General features: G+C 61.3%; 17 protein-coding genes and 1 pseudogene. 11 read left to right on the forward strand and 7 right to left on the reverse strand.

Going from position 1 to position 17,144, the window contains the following annotated elements; all coding sequences use genetic code 11:
* Positions 1–14 precede the first annotated feature (14 nt).
* The 3 genes from FB009_RS03680 (at position 15) to FB009_RS03690 (ending at position 1,430) form a co-directional block, all read left to right on the forward strand.
* Complete coding sequence (locus FB009_RS03680) at positions 15–242, forward strand: F0F1 ATP synthase subunit C (protein ID WP_003533642.1); 228 nt, start codon at positions 15–17, stop codon at positions 240–242.
* 74 nt (positions 243–316) lie between these two features.
* Entirely contained in the window at positions 317–931 is a 615-nt protein-coding gene (locus FB009_RS03685) for a F0F1 ATP synthase subunit B (RefSeq protein ID WP_011974652.1), read from the forward strand.
* A gap of 13 nt (positions 932–944) precedes the next feature.
* Complete coding sequence (locus FB009_RS03690; RefSeq protein WP_011974653.1) at positions 945–1,430, forward strand: F0F1 ATP synthase subunit B; 486 nt, start codon at positions 945–947, stop codon at positions 1,428–1,430.
* 257 nt (positions 1,431–1,687) lie between these two features.
* On the opposite strand, the gene FB009_RS03695 is transcribed toward FB009_RS03690, so the two are convergent.
* On the reverse strand, positions 1,688–2,338 hold the full coding sequence (locus tag FB009_RS03695) for a ribonuclease HII (RefSeq protein WP_011974654.1): 651 nt from the start codon (positions 2,336–2,338) through the stop codon (positions 1,688–1,690).
* Between the two features lie 139 nt (positions 2,339–2,477).
* Positions 2,478–3,635, reverse strand: coding sequence for a PA0069 family radical SAM protein (locus FB009_RS03700; RefSeq protein ID WP_011974655.1), 1,158 nt, complete (start codon positions 3,633–3,635; stop codon positions 2,478–2,480).
* A 280-nt stretch (positions 3,636–3,915) separates the two neighbouring features.
* Between FB009_RS03700 and FB009_RS03710 the strand changes: the two genes are divergently transcribed.
* Complete coding sequence (locus tag FB009_RS03710; protein ID WP_011974656.1) at positions 3,916–4,464, forward strand: glycosyltransferase family protein; 549 nt, start codon at positions 3,916–3,918, stop codon at positions 4,462–4,464.
* A 47-nt stretch (positions 4,465–4,511) separates the two neighbouring features.
* Here FB009_RS03710 and FB009_RS03715 read toward each other — a convergent pair.
* From FB009_RS03715 to FB009_RS03735, 5 genes and pseudogenes are all read right to left on the reverse strand, one after another.
* A pseudogene (locus FB009_RS03715) lies at positions 4,512–5,590 on the reverse strand (hypothetical protein).
* Positions 5,591–6,039: 449 nt separating this feature from the next.
* Positions 6,040–6,582, reverse strand: a complete 543-nt coding sequence (gene moaB, locus FB009_RS03720; protein WP_011974658.1) for a molybdenum cofactor biosynthesis protein B — start codon at positions 6,580–6,582, stop codon at positions 6,040–6,042.
* An 8-nt stretch (positions 6,583–6,590) separates the two neighbouring features.
* Positions 6,591–7,502: a 4-(cytidine 5'-diphospho)-2-C-methyl-D-erythritol kinase gene (locus FB009_RS03725; RefSeq protein WP_011974659.1), complete on the reverse strand. Its 912-nt coding sequence runs from the start codon at positions 7,500–7,502 to the stop codon at positions 6,591–6,593.
* Positions 7,503–7,508: 6 nt separating this feature from the next.
* The gene (locus FB009_RS03730; RefSeq protein ID WP_011974660.1) at positions 7,509–9,332 is read right to left on the reverse strand and encodes a tetratricopeptide repeat protein; all 1,824 of its coding nucleotides are present in this window, start codon (positions 9,330–9,332) and stop codon (positions 7,509–7,511) included.
* Between the two features lie 197 nt (positions 9,333–9,529).
* Positions 9,530–10,546, reverse strand: a complete 1,017-nt coding sequence (locus FB009_RS03735) for a polyprenyl synthetase family protein (RefSeq protein ID WP_011974661.1) — start codon at positions 10,544–10,546, stop codon at positions 9,530–9,532.
* Between the two features lie 108 nt (positions 10,547–10,654).
* Between FB009_RS03735 and FB009_RS03740 the strand changes: the two genes are divergently transcribed.
* The 7 genes from FB009_RS03740 to FB009_RS03775 all read left to right on the forward strand — a co-directional run bounded on the left by FB009_RS03740 (position 10,655) and on the right by FB009_RS03775 (position 17,071).
* Entirely contained in the window at positions 10,655–10,876 is a 222-nt protein-coding gene (locus FB009_RS03740; protein ID WP_011974662.1) for a putative signal transducing protein, read from the forward strand.
* 34 nt (positions 10,877–10,910) lie between these two features.
* Positions 10,911–11,681: a tRNA1(Val) (adenine(37)-N6)-methyltransferase gene (locus tag FB009_RS03745; protein WP_011974663.1), complete on the forward strand. Its 771-nt coding sequence runs from the start codon at positions 10,911–10,913 to the stop codon at positions 11,679–11,681.
* Positions 11,682–11,760: 79 nt separating this feature from the next.
* Complete coding sequence (locus FB009_RS03750) at positions 11,761–12,627, forward strand: S49 family peptidase (RefSeq protein ID WP_145161454.1); 867 nt, start codon at positions 11,761–11,763, stop codon at positions 12,625–12,627.
* 146 nt (positions 12,628–12,773) lie between these two features.
* Positions 12,774–12,965, forward strand: a complete 192-nt coding sequence (locus FB009_RS03755) for a hypothetical protein (protein WP_011974665.1) — start codon at positions 12,774–12,776, stop codon at positions 12,963–12,965.
* A gap of 86 nt (positions 12,966–13,051) precedes the next feature.
* Positions 13,052–14,014 carry a glycine--tRNA ligase subunit alpha gene (locus tag FB009_RS03760; RefSeq protein ID WP_011974666.1) on the forward strand — a complete coding sequence of 321 codons (963 nt, stop codon included), beginning with the start codon at positions 13,052–13,054 and terminating at the stop codon, positions 14,012–14,014.
* A gap of 463 nt (positions 14,015–14,477) precedes the next feature.
* Positions 14,478–15,026 carry a LemA family protein gene (locus tag FB009_RS03770; RefSeq protein ID WP_011974667.1) on the forward strand — a complete coding sequence of 183 codons (549 nt, stop codon included), beginning with the start codon at positions 14,478–14,480 and terminating at the stop codon, positions 15,024–15,026.
* 110 nt (positions 15,027–15,136) lie between these two features.
* A complete protein-coding gene (locus tag FB009_RS03775) occupies positions 15,137–17,071 on the forward strand; it encodes a DUF2207 domain-containing protein (RefSeq protein WP_018208838.1) in 1,935 nt (644 codons plus the stop codon).
* The last annotated feature ends 73 nt before the right edge of the window (positions 17,072–17,144 follow it).

A 17,144-nucleotide genomic window follows, 5' to 3' on the forward strand; every position in this document is an offset into this window, starting at 1 on the left:
CGAAGGAGTCAATCATGGAAGCGGAAGCAGCAAAGTACATCGGTGCAGGTCTTGCATGCCTTGGTATGGCCGGCACGGCTCTCGGCCTCGGCAACATCTTCGGCAGCTATCTGTCCGGCGCTCTGCGCAACCCGTCGGCTGCGGACGGCCAGTTCGGTCGCCTCGTATTCGGCTTTGCCGTTACGGAAGCTCTGGGCATCTTCTCGCTGCTCATTGCACTCCTCCTCCTCTTCGCCGTCTGATATCGGCAGAAGTTCTGGCCGCGGCCCCCGGGGGTCGCGGCCACGCATATTCTTGAGTGCACCTGGAGGTGAGCATGTTTGTGACCGCGGCCTATGCCCAGTCGACCACCACCGAAGGGGCCGAAGCACACGATGCCGCTGCGGCCGGTGAGGTGCACACCGAAACGGGTGTGGCCCACGAAGGCGAGCATGGCTCTGGCGTGTTCCCGCCCTTCGATTCGACCCATTTCGCTTCGCAGCTTCTTTGGCTCGCGATTACGTTTGGGCTTTTCTATCTCCTGATGTCGAAAGTCATCATTCCCCGCATAGGCTCTATTCTCGAGACGCGCCATGACCGCATCGCGCAGGATCTCGACGAGGCATCTCGTCTGAAGGGCGAAGCCGACGCGGCCATCGCCGCCTACGAGCAGGAACTGGCAGGCGCCAGAGCCAAGGGCCATTCGATTGCCGATACCGCACGCGAAGCCGCCAAGTCGAAGGCCAAGGCCGATCGCGACGGTGTCGAAGCCGACCTCGCGAAGAAGATTGCCGCTGCAGAGGCGCGCATCGGCGACATCAAGTCGAAGGCGCTTGCCGATGTTGGCGCGATCGCCGAAGAAACCGCAACGGCCATAGTCAAGCAATTGATCGGCGGTACCGTCACCAAGTCCGAGATCGCTGCGGCGTTCAAGGCCTCGGCCGGCAACTGAGGAAACGAGAACCATGGCACTTGATGCGACTTTCTATGCCCTCGTAGGTCTGATTCTCTTCTTTGTCCTGATCGCCTACCTCAAGGTTCCTGGGATGGTCGGCAAGGCGCTTGACGCGCGCGCCGACAAGATCAGCAATGAGCTGGCGGAAGCCAAGCGCCTGCGTGAAGAGGCACAGAGCCTCGTGGCCGAGTACCAGCGCAAGCGCAAGGATGCCGAAGCCGAAGCCGCGAGCATTGTCGCCGCGGCCCAGCGCGAAGCGGAAATGCTGACGGCAGAGGCCAAGCAGAAGACGGAGGAATTTGTCGCACGTCGTACGGCACTTTCCGAACAGAAGATCAAGCAGGCCGAAAGCGATGCGATCAATGCCGTTCGCGCTGCTGCCGTAGACCTGGCAATCAGCGCAGCCGAAAAGGTGATTGCGAGCAAGGCGGATGCCAGTGCCCAGGAAACGCTCTTCCAGAAGGCTCTCGGCGAGGTAAAGTCCCGCCTGAACTGAGGGGTTGTCCCCGTGGAAATTGGAAGCCCCGCTTGGCGACTCGCTTAGCGGGGCTTTTTCGTCGGAATCGTCCGGCGCGGCTGTGGACGCGCCTTCCTATTTCCACAGCTCTGTGCTCGTCCCTGAAATTCAGCAGTGCCGCATCTGCGGCGCGGAAGAGTCCTTTCATCCTGTGACGAGCACAGGAAGGAAGGCGTCTTGGTTGATAGGCGGCCCGTTCGAGGCACCACGCCTTCCTCTCGTAAAACCCTCGTGAACTAAAGCTGCCGGAACGGGCGAAAACTCATCCGGTGCAGAGAGCAGGGGCCATGGCTTTCGATCGCGGTGCGGTGCTTCACGGTCGCATAACCCGCATGGTGGGCAAAGCCGTAGAGGGGGAAGGTCGCATCGGCGCGGGCCATCATGCGGTCGCGGGTGACCTTGGCGACGATCGATGCGGCGGCGATCGAGACGGAGCGGCTATCTCCTTTGACAATGGCTTTTGCGTGGCAGGAGAGGCCGGGTGGTACGTCGCGGCCATCGACGAGAACGATGCGGGCCGCCACCTCAAGGCCGTGGACGGCGCGGCGCATGGCATCGAGGCTGGCCTTCAATATGTCGGTCGTGTCGATGCGTGCCGAAGAGGATGAGGCGATCGAAACCGTTGCCGTCGCCAGAATCTCCTCGAATAGCGTTTCGCGCTGCTCTGCAGTCAGGAGCTTGCTGTCGTTGAGACCCGTCGGAATTGCATCCGGATTGAGGATGACTGCGGCGGCCACGACCGGGCCCGCGAGCGGGCCACGTCCTGCCTCATCGGCGCCCGCCACTGGCCAGAGGCCATCGCGTTGCGCTGCTCGTTCGAACGCGAAATCCGGAACAGGCGGCTGGAAAGGAAAAAGAGGGGAATCGGGCTGTTTGCGACGTGACATGCGGGGGACATTCGCATACTCGCCCGATTCCCTTCAAGACCCCCGGCTCGGTTTGCGGCGGTTGCCGGGGAAAACCAGCACCGTCCGTGAGGCAAAGGACGGGTGCCGGAACTGTTAAAGGCATTTCGATGGACCTGCGTCAGAGCAACGACAGCTGAACGCCCATCCCGAGCGGCGGCACGAAGAGGTCGCTGCGCAATTGCCGGCGCGTCAGATTGAGGCCGAGCCGCTTGGCGGCAAGCTCGAAGCGGCGGCCGATCTGCCAGGCGTAAGGTCCGCTTCCCTTCATCCGCTTGCCGAACTCGGCGTCGTAATCCTTGCCGCCGCGCATGGAACGGACGAGGGACATGACGTGCCGGTACCGGTCCGGATAGTTCCTGAGAAGCCAGTCGCGGAAGAGGGGGCTTACTTCCAATGGAAGCCGAAGGAGCACATAGCTCGCATCCGAAGCACCCGCTACTTTCGCCGAATCGAGCACCCGCTCTATCTCGTGGTCGTTCAGCGCCGGAATGATCGGCGCGACCAGAACACCAGCGGGAATGCCGGCTTCGGAAATTGCGCGTATCGCCTCCAGCCGCTTGGCCGGCGTCGATGCCCTCGGCTCCATGTTGCGCGCCAGCTTCCCGTCGAGCGTGGTCACGGAGAGTCCGACCCGTGCGAGACCTTTTTCTGCCATCGGCGCCAGCAGATCGATGTCGCGCGTCACCATCGCCGATTTCGTGACGATCATCACCGGATGATTGGCCTCCTTCAGTACTTCCAGGATCTGTCGCATGATCCGCCATTCCTTCTCGATCGGCTGATAGGGATCGGTATTGGTGCCGATTGCGATCGGACGGAGCTTGTAGTCCGGCCGCGCCAGTTCGCGTTCCAGGAGGCGTGGTGCGTCCGGCTTGGCGAAGAGCTTGGCTTCGAAATCGAGCCCCGCCGAAAGCCCCATATAGGCGTGCGTAGGCCGCGCGAAGCAATAGATGCAGCCATGTTCGCAGCCGCGGTAAGGATTGATCGATCGGTCGAAGGATATATCGGGAGAATCGTTGCGCGTGATCGCTGTCTTCGGCTTTTCGATCTGGACTTCTGTCTTGAACGGTGGAAGCGCCTCGATCGTTTGCCAGCCGTCATCGAAGACTTCGTGCGTTTTCGGCTCGAAGCGTCCCGATGTGTTGAGGGCCGCACCACGGCCGCGCCGACGGTCTACGTCGATCCTGATGCCGGTTCCGGCAACAAGGGCTTCCGCGACATCCACACTGTTGCCGGGGGCATAGATGCCCTGCTTGAGTTGAGACAGATCATTCATCGAAATCTCCCCGGAGGCATCTGCTCGGTTCCGCTTCGTGCTGATTATTTTCCTAACCCACCCAGGAGAACAAAGCAAGAACAATATTCGAGATGCCTGAAGAGAATACTACTGCATGTTTCCTGTAATCGGATCCGATTGAAGGACAAAAACATGCAGCAGATCAAAGTGCTACAGTGACCTTTGTGCGTCTGATAAGGCGCACGGCGCTGTAGGTCGCCCGGAAGACTGCGCGGCTCGCGCTTGTGGCATTTTGCGTTGCAATGCGGTAGGAACGGCTATGCTGACGGTTATCATGGAAACGAAGGATAACGAATCCGAGCTGGCACAGACGCTCTCGGCGCTCATTGCCGGCGCTGTCGAGGGGCTCATCAGCGATGTCATCATTCTGGATCATGGATCGACCGACGAGTCTCACATCGTCGCGGATGCGGCTGGTTGCCGCTTTTGCCCCGACTGGGACCTGGGCGAAATCCTCCGTTCGGCGCGTGGCGAATGGTTGATGCTCCTTGAACCTGGCGCCCGCCCGGTCGGCCGTTGGGTAGAGGAGGTGGCGCAATACGTATCGCTCAACAAGAGTCCCGCGCGATTTTCCCCCTCGCGAATGCATAAGCGACCGCTTTTCAAACGTTTGGCGCACAGGGCGCGGCCGCTCGAGTCCGGGTTTCTGGTGCGAAAAAGGGACGCGGTCGAAGCGGTCGGCGACAAGAGACCGCTGAGCGATATTGCGGAACGGCGAACGGCCCGTAAGCTGGCGATCGAGCTCGTCCCGGCCTGGGTCGCATTGGAAAGCCGTTCGGCCTGCGAACGGCACCGGGCATCCGGTTAAACAGGAAAAGCTCCGAGCCGGAAACCCGATGGCGGAATGGCATCCTTTCAGAGCGAACGGACCGCAAGCGAATTCAACTGCCAGGCCGAGTCGATCGAAATGTCGATGCTGACGTCATTGAGAAGTGCCCAGATGCGATCGGCCACGCCGACATAGATCCAGAGTTCGCGACCGGCGGGAAAGGCCATGTCGGTGAAGAGGTTGATGACCCTTCGTTCCCCGGGGACGGCCTGGATGGAGGTGCCGGGGAAGCTCTCGCCATCGCCGCTGCAGTCCAGACCCGACGCGAACCATTGGTCGCTCACCTCATTCGCTGGCTCGACGTCTTCCCAGGTCCAGAACACGGCAAGCACGAGGCGCCCGCGCGTCGTTGCGCGGAAATCGGACCAACCGAATTCGTCGTAGGTCGAGACGTGATGGCGGCACAGGAGAGCCGACAAGTCGGCGCTGACTTGCAAAATTCCCGTACGAAGCGTTTTGAACGGCACGAGGTAGCCGTTCTCCCGATAGGCGCAAAGAAGGTCCACGTCGGAGGCATCATTGTTGCGGGCGACCAGTTTCGATCCCATCCGGCCGGCACAATCCAGATAGGACCTATTCTCGACGATCAATCCGTCGCCGGTCGCCTGGTTCTGCTCGAGCCGGTCCCAGCAGCCGCCAAATGGGGGGAAGAACAGCTTTTCCTTATCGGGGTCCGGCGCGACATATACGATCGGCGGTCGTTTGAAGACGTCGACGACGCTGCCGACCACTGTTTCATAGTATGGAAGGCCTCTTGCCCCTTCACCAACTCGCCGACCTCGCTGTATGCATGCCTATGAAGCCGTTTCAGAGCGTTCAGGTCAACCTCGGCATTTTTGGCCTCAACGAGCGACCTGTATCGAAGACCGGGGCCGCGCGGATCATCTTGCATGCCCGCGCTTGCGATATTGGCGATCCTGTCGCGCAGTTCAGGTGAAACAATCTGCCGCCTCTGGTCTGCGAAAGATTTGCGCAATGCGTCCAGTCTGTTCACCATGGCCCGCCATTCGTCCGTCTGCCGGCGCTCGTAGAAGGCCTGCAGCCCAGGCGGAATTTCGAGTTGAGACTGATCCGTTTTCGAGTAAACATGCTCTGCCGTTCCCATGGCTCCTCCTTACCCTTGCGGGTTGCGGCGCGGGCGTATCGGCCATCGCGCCAATCGAGAATGAAAACCGGAAAAGGGGGCCCGAGGCGGCAAATGTAGTGGGCTTCCTCCGCCCATGCGAAGCCGCCAAATGGTGGCCGTAGCCCCGAGTTGAGCCCCGTTTCCTAAGCAAGAATGGGGCGTACCTTTCGGTACCCCCAAAGTGGCTCTCAAATGACCTTGCTGTGAAAATATCTGCCTGTGAAAATGTCTTGCCATGCACGCCCACCCTTCAGAACGGGCAGCACGTCGTAGGTCTATGCTCTTTCCCAAAATTGCCCCGGAAAGAGGCCGGACATTTGCTCGAAGCAATTAGATGGTGCTTGCCTTGACCGCTTCGAACCAAGCCGACGAAAGGAAACTAGCGGGATTCCGGGCCAGAGGCTGTTCCAAACGGAACATGGGGATTGTCAGCCGCGCTTCAGGTGCTCGTCGAGCCGCGGCATGATCTCGACGAAATTGCACGGCATCTGCCGGAAGTCGAGTTGCTGCTTCAGGATGCCGTCCCAGGCGTCCTTGCAGGCGCCGGGCGAGCCGGGTAGGACGAATATGAATGTGGCATTGGCGACGCCGGCAGTCGCCCGCGACTGAATCGTCGACGTGCCGATCTTATCGTAGGAAATCCGGTGGAACACAGCGGAAAAGCCGTCCATGCGTTTTTCGAAAAGCGGCTCCAGTGCTTCCGGCGTCACATCGCGGCCCGTGAACCCTGTGCCGCCGGTGGTGATGACGACGTCGATGGCGGCATCGAGCGTCCAGGCCTTTACCTGTTCGTAAATCCTCGCCCGGTCATCGGGAACGATTGTCCGCGCCTCGAGCCTGTGGCCGGCCTCGCCTATTCTCGCTTCTAGCACATCGCCGGACTTGTCCTCCGCGCGTGTACGCGTATCCGAGACCGTGAGTACGGCGATGCCGACGGGGATGAAGGGGCGGTTCTCGTCGAGGCCGGGCATGTCTGGTGCTATCCTGATTTTCCCGCGGTTCGCGTCGCTCGAACGTACCATCGCGGTTGGCTGGCGGAAATGGTCTCGGCGGCAAGCGACGCACTTTTCTCGTCGGCGAACAGTCCGAAGCAGGTGGCGCCCGAGCCGGACATCCGCACCAGCGTAGCGCCTGCGTCCTCCAGTGCGGTCGAGACCGCTTCGATCATCGGCTCGAGTGCCCGTGCCGGGGGCTCCAGATCGTTCCGCATGGAAGCCAGGGCCGCTAACCACGCGGCTGTCGAGCGGAGATTTTCAGGCAAGACGAGAGGGGGGTTGGATTTTCTGATGAGCAAGCGGAACACAACCGGCGTCGAGACCTCGACAAGAGGATTGACGAGGACGATCGCGAAGGACGGCAGGTCGGGAATAGACGTGATTTCCTCGCCGATCCCTCTTGCAATCAGGGGTCGGCCGTCAAGGCACATCGGCACGTCTGCGCCGAGCTCCAGCGCCAGGCTGCCGAGCCGGGCAGGCTCGAGGGACGCACCCCAGAGGGACAGCAGCCCGCGCAGCGTCGCGGCTGCATCGGCCGAACCGCCGCCGATTCCCGAAGCAACAGGCAGGTTCTTCTCAAGATGCAGATGAACCGGGCCGGCAGCTCTACCTTGTGACGCAAGCTCACGCCGCAAAACATCGCGGGCGCGAAGCACGAGATTGCCGCTGGTGTTTTCGGCCGAAGGCGACAGGTCGGGCGCGAATCGGCCCGACACGGTGAAATGGTCCGCCTCCGCCGCTGCCAGTCCGATCCCGTCACCGCACTCTGCAAAGGTAACCAGGCTTTCAAGCAGATGATGGCCGTCGGCCCGCTGGCCGACGACATGCAGCGCCAAATTGATCTTGGCGGGCGCCGCAATCGTCAGCGCGAAGCCCGCAATCCCGTCTGGCCGCATGCGAGGTCAGGACTTCTTGTCCGGCGCCGGCTCCGTTTTTTTCGGAAGCTTTTCCTTGGCATCCGCCGCGGCCGGAACCGACTCTTTCAACGGCGGCAGACCATTTTCGATCTTCGCCTTTATCTTGGGAATTTCAGCCTCCTCAGGCTTCAGCTCCAGCGCCTGATTCCACTGGAACACCGCTTCGAGTTTCCGGCCGACGCGCCAGTAGGCGTCGCCAAGGTGATCGTTGATCGTCGCGTCGCCGGCCATCAGCTCGGCCGCGCGCTCGAGTTCGGCCACGGCCTCATCGAAACGGCCCATGCGGAAATACGCCCAGCCGAGCGAGTCGACGATATAGCCGTCGTCGGGCTTGAGTTCGACCGCCTTGCGGATCATGTCGAGGCCCTCTTCGAGCTTTACGTTCATATCGACCCAGGAGTAGCCGAGATAGTTGAGCACCTGGGGCTGATCCGGGTTGAGCTCCAGCGCCTTGAGGAAGCTCGGCTCGGCCTTCTCCCAAAGCTTCTGCCGCTCATAGGCGATGCCGCGCTGGAAGAAGATGGTCCAGTCGCTGCGCTTTGGAACGGGACCGATCGCCTCGACCGCCCGATCGTAAAGCTCGCCCATGGCCTTGTAGTCCTTGGCGTCGGAAAGCACGCTGCCATAGGCGAGATAATTGCGGATATTCTTGGGATCGACGTCGATCAGCCCTTTCAGGTGCTTCTTCGCCTCTTCGACCTTTCCGATGCCCGCGAGACTCAGGCCAAGCTGCAGCTCGGAAAGGCGACGCATCGGCGAGTTTTCCGGCACGCTCTTGTAAAGCTCGATCGCCTCGTCCGGCTTCTTCAGATTTTCGGCGATGCCGCCGAGCATCACCAGAATATCGGCGCTTTCCGGGTCAAGCCGCCGCGCCGTTTGGAGGTAAAGCGAAACGATGTCTTCCGCCCCCTCCCGGTTGAGCGCACCACCGATGGAAAAGAGCACGGCGGCGGCACCCTGCACGGCGTTGCGAACCTGCTGTTCCTGCGTCTTTCCTTCTTCGACACTCTTTCTGAGAGCCTCGAGCGGGGTGTAGTTGTTTACGAGATTTTCGCCGACGGCGATCGTATCCAACGCCTTCTGCTTGTTGCCTTCGCGTGCCTCGAACCGCGCCAGCGCCTCCACCGCCCGCATGAAGGTATCCGGTGCCGCGCCGCCGCCTTCGCGGTCGAGAACGGCGTCGTTCAGCCGGGTCCGCGCGGTTGCCTTGTCGCCGGCCGCAAGCGCGATCGCTCCGGCATGATAGTTCTTGAAGATCCGGAACCATTCCGGACCCTGGAGATTTTTGATCTGCGCCAGGGCCTCTTTCGGTCGGCCCTGACCGAACTTCGCCCAAGCGGAAAGCAGCGAGCTCATCAGCCGATCGAGGTCGTTCGGCCCCTCGTACTTCAAGAGCTTTTGCGCATTGCGGTATTCGCGCTTACGGATCGCTTCGATCGCTCGGACCACCGTGGTGATCCTTTCAACGGCAGGATCCGATTTCAGCTCTTCGGCGATCTTGGCGCCTTCATCGAACCTGCCGCTCATCAACAGCGTGATCATCAGCCGCTGCTTCACCTCGGTGTTGCCCGGCTCGAACCTCAGTGCAGTGCGATATAGGTCGGTTGCCGCCGCGAAGTCGCGGTCCACGTCGGCCGTGCGCGCCGCAAGGAAGGCACCGGCAAAGGTGTTGACGCTCTTGATGTCGAAAGGTTCGGCGTCTTCGACCGGCGCCTTCTCCTCGGCAAAGGCCTGCAGGTTGCCGGCCACCGTCGCAAGAACCAGCATTGCCGCGCCGCTGAGGAGGCGAAGGAATGTATTCTGCCGCATATCAAACCTTTCGTTGCCGGTGGTACGAAGCCACCGCTGTTGGCCCGGAGCCTATTGGAAATCGGGCGCAAGTCTTAAAGAATAGAATGGCTTTTTTGGCGCAGCGCGGCAAGAAAATCCTCCCGCGCGGTCTCCGTTCGCCGCTGCCGCATGTTTTTCCCTTGGATCGGCTGGGATGCAAGGAAACGAGCGGTCGCTCAACTTACCCGGTCGATGCAGAAATCGATCACTTCGACGAGCGCCGATTTGCACGGCGAGACCGGCAACGGCGCCAGCGCGTCACGAGCGATTGTGCCGTAGTGCTTGGCGCGGGCGATCGTATCTGTCAGCCCCCCGTAGCGATGGATGAGGCTCAGGGCTTTTTCGAGGTTTGCCTCGTCGCTGGCGCCGCCCTCGATAGCCTCGCGCCAGAACGCCCGGTCTTGCGGCGTACCGCGCCGATAGGAGAGAATGACCGGCAGCGTGATCTTGCCTTCGCGGAAATCGTCTCCGACATTCTTCCCGAGATCGCTCGACGAACCCCCATAGTCGAGAACGTCGTCGACCAGCTGGAACGCGAGGCCGAGATTCGTGCCGTAGGACTTCAGCGCATTGCGGTCCGCCTTGCTTGCGCTCGCGACGATCGGCCCGACCTCGGATGCGGCAGCGAAGAGCGCCGCAGTCTTGGCGCGAATGACTTGCAGGTAGTCGTCCTCGGTCGTCTCCATGTTCTTGGCAACCGAAAGCTGCAGGACCTCGCCTTCCGCGATGACCGAAGCGGCGGTTGAAAGCACGTCGAGCGCGTCCAGCGAGCCGACATCGACCATCATTCGAAAAGCCTGTCCAAGCAGGAAATCGCCGACGAGTACGCTCGCCTGGTTGCCCCAGATCGTCCGCGCCGTCGATTTGCCGCGCCTCAGGTCGCTCTCGTCGACCACATCGTCATGCAACAGGGTCGCGGTGTGCATGAACTCGACGCTGGTGGCGAGTTTGACGTGGCCGTCACCCTCGTAGCCGAACATCGAAGCGGCGGCGAGCGTCAGCATCGGCCGGAGCCGTTTGCCGCCCGAGGAGATCAGGTGGTTGGCGACTTCGGGGATCATCTGGACGTCGGAACCGGCCTTGGAAAGAATAAGCTGGTTGACCCGCTCCATATCCGACTGCGTCAGGTCGACAAGCGGCTTCACAGATGCCTGTTTGTTTTTATTGTCTTCCAGCGGTATCACTACGCCCAACGCCCGGACTCCTGTTTCGTTGCGGGTTCGACAATAGAAAGTGGGGCATCGTGCGGCAAGAGGCGAATTGCCCCGCCCCTCAGCTTTAAGACAGGAAAATGGACCCGGATGAAAGAACTGATCCGCACCAATGATGCCGTTCTTCTTTCCTTTGCGGAAAGCCTGATGAAGGACGCCGGAATCGGCTGCTTCATCGCCGATCAGGACATGAGCATACTGGAAGGATCGCTCGGCCTTCTGCCGCGGCGTTTCCTGGTGGCAGAGGACGACGCCGTTCGGGCACGACGCATTCTGGTCGATGCAGGCCTCGAAATGGAACTGCGGCAATGACCGGCCCTGGTACTTGCGCGAGGCGTCATTTGGGATGACAGGAATTCCGGAGACGGTGGATGCTTTCCACCGCGGCAGGTTCCACCTGATCCAGCCGCTTGGTCAGGGGCACCGTTCGGGCATGGATGCGATGCTGTTGGCATCGCTCGTCTCCTGCCGCAGCCGATGTCACGTCGCGGATCTCGGCGCCGGCGCCGGGGCCGCCGGCATGGCCGTGGCTTCGCGGATAGAAGCGGCGCAGGTGCTGCTGGTCGAGCGCTCGGAGGTGATGGCGGATTTCGCGCGGCGGAGCCTTGCTTTGTCCGAAAATGCGCATTTTGCCGGCCGCGTTTCGGTGCTGGAAGCCGACGTCACTCTGAGCGGAAAGGCGCGCGTGGCCGCCGGTCTTCCCGACGACACCTTCGATCACGTGATCATGAACCCGCCCTTCAACGATGCCGCCGACCGCAGGACGCCCGACAGGCTCAAGGCCGAAGCCCACGCCAGGAGCGCCGATCTGTTCGAGACGTGGATCAAGACGGCCGGGGCGATCATGAAGCCAGGAGGACAACTTTCTCTGATCGCCCGACCGGAATCGATTGCCGAAATCGTCGTGGCCTGCGGCCGCCGTTTCGGGGGGATCGAGATCACCCCGCTTCTGCCGCGGGCGGGCGACGATGCCGTGCGCATTCTCGTTTCCGCAATCAAGCAGAGCCGGAAACGGCTGACGCTGCGCGCGCCGCTTGTCATGCATGGCGAGGGACACCGCTTTTCGGCTGACGTCGACGATCTCAACAATGGCCGCGCGGCCTATCATCGCAGGTGATTAACCGTAAGCACACCATTGCGTTTGCGGCGGCAGTGCATACATGCAGTGCTAAAATTCGTATCGGGCAGGAGTTGAAATGGCCGGGTTCTTGAGAAAGCTAATGCCGGGGCGCTTCCGCAGGGATGGAGTGACGATCCCGGCGATCAGGCTGCATGGCGCAATAATGGCAGGCGGCAGTCCTCTCCGTCCGGTTCTCAATCTCGCAACCGTTGCGCCGCTGCTCGAAAAGGCATTCTCCGTCAAAGACGCTCCTGCCGTCGCCATCTCCATCAACTCTCCTGGCGGTTCGCCGGTGCAGTCCCGGCTGATTTATCAGCGCATCCGGGATCTCGCACAGGAAAAGAGGAAGCGCGTGCTGATCTTCGTCGAGGACGTGGCAGCATCCGGCGGCTACATGATCGCACTGGCGGGCGACGAGATCATCGCCGATCCGACCTCGATCGTCGGTTCGATCGGCGTCGTTTCGGGCGGCTTCGGTTTTCCCGATCTTCTCAAAAAGATCGGCGTGGAAAGACGCGTCTATACGGCCGGGGAAAACAAAGTGCTTCTCGATCCTTTCCAGCCGGAGAAGGAGCGCGACATCGAGTTTCTCAAAGGCCTCCAGCTCGAAATCCACGACATCTTCATCCAGATGGTAAAGAGCAGGCGCGGCTCGCTCCTGGCCGATCATCCGGACCTCTTCTCGGGGTTGTTCTGGACGGGACAGCGCGGCCAGGAACTTGGCCTCGTCGATTCCCTCGGCGATATGCGGAGCGAGGTCAGGAAGCGCTATGGGGAAAAGGCGCGGCTCGAGCTGATCCAGCCGGCGCGGAGCCTTTTCGGGCGGCGCCAGCCTGGAGCGGCCGTGGCCGGAGCCATTGCCGCACCTCTCGTCGCCTCGGCGGCCGCAGGTCTCGTCGATACCTTAGAGGAGAGGGCGCTCTGGGCCCGTTTCGGACTTTGAGACGACGTATGCGCGCCGGCGGGAACAGCGTTTCGCAAAGAACGATGTCGCTGCATCTGGCCAGCGGGGCTTGGGCGCGCTAACACTTCGAAGTGCTGCATCTCCGCGCGCCATCGTTCCAACCGAGGGGATGCAGGGGAGGAACCATGCCGCAGATCATCCTGCTTCTGATTATCGCCTTCATCGCCTGGATCGGCTACCGCAAGTTCATCTCGGACGCCGAGAAGCTGACACGGCAGCGCGAGCAGCTGCGCCGGCAGCGCGAAACCGGCGCAAACGGCACGCTTATCAAGGACCCGAAGACGGGCGAGTACCGTCTGAAGCGGGAGGATGAGTAAGGCTGTCTGACCGAAACGCGGCTTGACCCTCGTCCTGCGGCGTGGCACCTGTCCGGCACATCTCGACGAATTCGGACCTGGATCCCATGACCACCTCACCCCTGCCGGACCATATGAACCCGAAGCGCTCGTTTCAGGCTTTGATTCTGACGCTGCATAATTATTGGGCCGACAAGGGTTGCGCAGTCCTCCAGCCCTACGACATGGAGGTCGGTGCCGGTACGTTCCACCCGGCAACGACGCTGAGGGCGCTCGGACCGAAGCCCTGGCGCGCGGCCTATGTACAGCCGTCGAGGCGTCCGACCGACGGCCGCTACGGCGAGAATCCCAATCGGCTGCAGCACTATTACCAGTATCAGGTGATCTTGAAGCCTAATCCCTCCAACCTGCAGGAGCTCTATCTAGGCTCGCTCGAGGCGATCGGCCTCGATCCGCTGCTGCATGATATCCGGTTCGTCGAGGACGACTGGGAAAGCCCGACGCTCGGCGCCTGGGGGCTCGGCTGGGAATGCTGGTGCGACGGCATGGAGGTGTCGCAGTTCACCTATTTCCAGCAGGTCTGCGGTATCGAATGCTCCCCGGTTTCAGGCGAGCTTACCTACGGTCTCGAACGCCTGGCGATGTATGTTCAGGGCGTCGACAACGTCTACGATCTCAACTTCAATGGCCGCGACGGTGCCGAGAAGATTTCCTATGGTGACGTCTTCCTTCAGGCTGAGCAGGAATATTCAAGGCACAATTTCGAATATGCCAACACAGCGATGCTGCACCAGCATTTCATCGATGCGGAGAAGGAGTGCCTGGCATTGCTTGCCGCCGGTGCGCCCGGCGACGCCAGCAACAACCGCCTGCATAGATGCGTCTTTCCGGCCTATGACCAGTGCATCAAGGCGAGCCATGTGTTCAATCTTCTCGATGCGCGCGGCGTGATTTCGGTAACGGAGCGGCAGAGCTATATCCTGCGCGTGCGCACGCTCGCGAAAGCCTGCGGCGAAGCCTTTCTGCTGACGGATGCTGGAGGCGCAAACTGGGAAAGGGAAGCGGCCTGATCACCAGACCGCGCCTGCGGGCAGGAATGCGCGCTTTCCTCGAGCCGCCACTTCGGCGCTGACGGCAGCGACCTGGACAGCTCGCCGGCGTAGATCTGCAGCGCACGGCGTACACCGCTCGGCCTATCGACCGGACCGGCGCTTGCATGAGTCGCGAAAAGGGCTGCAAAGGCGATCACGTTGATGTGGGTTGCGAGCGAGTTCATGGCGGGCACTTAAGCGTTGTGGTTGTTCGATGGCTTGACTATCGAGCATCCTTCGTCGTCATGCCGTTACCGGTGTAACAGCCTGAAGCTGCATGGATTGGCATGACCCGTTCAAGCAGGGGTTTAGAAGTACTGCCGGCCGGATGGACCGAAGGCAGTCTTCTAGTTCAGCCGGATTGATGCAGAAATACCTTGCGGTTGAGTGCCGCCGGGGGACTTTAATGTGGTGAGAGCGCCGTGATCCAGAGGAGGGCTAAATGATCGGGCTGGCAATTGGCGTCGCCGTTATTCTTTATCTCGTTTTCGCCTATAACGGCCTCGTCAAGGCGCGCCAGATGGCCGAGGAAGCCTGGTCCGGCATCGACGTGCAGCTGAAGCGCCGCGCTGACCTCATCCCGAACCTCGTCGAGACGGTGAGGGGCTACGCCGCCCATGAAAAATCGACGATCGAAGAGGTCGTCGCCCTTCGCAACCGTGCCCGGGCGGTCCCGGAAGGCGACGTTGCGGCACGGGCTGCCGCCGAGGGCGCGCTGTCGCAGGCGCTTGGCCGGCTCTTTGCGCTTGCCGAAGCCTATCCGGACCTGAAGGCCAACGAGAATTTCGTGGAACTCCAGCGTTCGTTGGAGACGATCGAAGGCGAGATCCAGATGTCCCGGCGCTATTACAACGGCGCGGCGCGCGATCTCAACGTCAAGGTCGAGAGCTTTCCCTCGAATCTGATCGCCAACGTTTTTCGTTTCGCCAAAGCCAACTATTTCGAGATCACCAACGAAGCGGACCGTGCGGTCCCTTCGGTCAAGTTCTAAGTCTTTCGCTGGATCGATAAAACGATCTATCTCTTTGAACCACGCACTTCCGGGCGGTAATCCGTATGCTTTCCTGGAATGCTCCAGCGGGCCTGAAAAGGGAACTCCCGATGAGGCGGCTTTTAGCGGCGCTTGCGCTCGTCTTTTTCGTTCTTGCAATGCCGCTAGCCGCGGCGGCGGAAGAGTTTATCTCCGCCTACCATTCGGTGATCGGCGTCGCAAAGGACGGCACGCTGACGGTAACCGAGACGATTACGGCCAATGTGGAGGGAAACCAGATAAGGCGCGGCATCTACCGCGACTTTCCGTTGACCTTCGTCGATGAGCGCGACCGCCGCAGCAAGGTCGACTTCAAACTCCTCTCCGTCGAGCGGGATGGCGATGATGAGGATTACCGGACCGAATCGATCAACGGCGGCATCCGCATCTACACCGGGAACGCCGACGTTCTGCTGCCGCATGGCGAGCACACCTTCCAGATCACCTATGAGACGAGCCGGCAGATACGCTTCTTCGATGATCACGACGAACTCTACTGGAATGTGACGGGAACCGAATGGGCATTTCCGATCGAGGAGGCCACGGCCACCGTGACACTGCCTGATGGAGTGAAGGCGAAGGCGCTCGACGTCTTTACCGGCGGCTACGGGGCGACGGAAAAAGATGCGCGGGCGGTGGAGGAGGGTGACGAAATCTTCTTCGCGACGACGCGCCGGCTGCGCCCGCAGGAAGGATTGACCGTCGCGATCAAGCTGCCCAAGGGCAGCATCGAGCGCCCCACTCCTTCGCAGGAAAATATCTGGTGGCTGCGCGACCACGCGGCCCTGGTCATCGCCGGAGCCGGCCTCCTCTTCGTGACGCTTTATTACGGGCGCGCCTGGATTCGTGTCGGCCGCGACCCGACGCGCGGGGTCATGGTCCCGCGCTGGGATCCTCCGGAGGGTGTCTCGCCCGCGCTGGTCAACTACATCGACAACAAGGGTTTTTCCGGCGGGGGATGGACGGCTCTCTCAGCTGCGGCGCTCAACCTTGCGGTGCGGGGACATGTTGTCCTGGAAGACCTGAAGAATGCGATCATCATCACCGCCACGGGCAAGACCGGTGAAAAGCTGCCGACCGGCGAAGCGGCCTTGATGAGGGCGGTCGAAGCCGCTGACGGCAAGCTCACCATCGACCGCGAGAATGGGAAGAGGATTCAGGCCGCCGGTTCCGGCTTTCGCAGCGCGATGGAGCGCGAGCATCGTGGAAAGTATTACCGCGCCAATAAGAGCTACGTCGTCGTCGGCATCGTTCTTTCGGCCGCCACCCTCGCGGCGCTGCTCATCTTCGGCGGCTTGAGCGAGGACAGCATTCCTTTCGTGATCGTCCCGGTTTTTCTCGCCGTCTTTATTGCCGCCTTCGCCGTGTCGGTCGGCAAATCGTTCCGGCGCAGCTCGAGCCTCAGACGCCGAATCCTTTCGATCGTGGTCCTGGCTTTCATGGGCTTCGTGCTCTTCACCGAATTTTCGAGCATTCTCGCCGCGCTCGTCTTTTCAGCCAGCGACCCAGCCGACCTGCCGTTGTTCTTCGCAATCGGCGGCATCGTCCTCGTGAACGGGCTGTTCTATTTTCTCATGGGCGCGCCCACACCGCTGGGTACGCGCATGATGGATGGTATCGACGGTCTCAGGCAATACCTGACGCTCGCCGAAAAGGACCGGCTGAACATGCAAAGCGCGCCGGAAATGTCGCCCCGGCATTTCGAAACCCTGCTTCCTTATGCAGTGGCTCTCGGAGTGGAGAAGCCCTGGAGCGAGACCTTCGAGCGCTGGCTGCTTGCAGCTTCCGCCGGCGCGGCTGCGGCCGCCTACCAGCCGAGCTGGTATCATGGCGATTCCTTCGGCCCCGGATCCTTCACCGACACGATCGGCGGTTTGGCCGGTTCGATGACGGATAAGATCACGTCTTCCTTGCCGCCGCCGGCCAGGAGTTCGTCCTCCGGCTTTTCCTCCGGCGGCGGGTTTTCCGGCGGCGGCGGAGGAGGTGGCGGCGGCGGCGGCTGGTGACAGTCGATTTCCTCGCTCGGCTTAATGACATTTCGGCCAGAGCTTGCTAAGGCATGGCGCCCAAAACAGCGCA

It is taken from the genome of Sinorhizobium medicae (genome assembly GCF_007827695.1).
GTDB lineage: Bacteria > Pseudomonadota > Alphaproteobacteria > Rhizobiales > Rhizobiaceae > Sinorhizobium > Sinorhizobium medicae.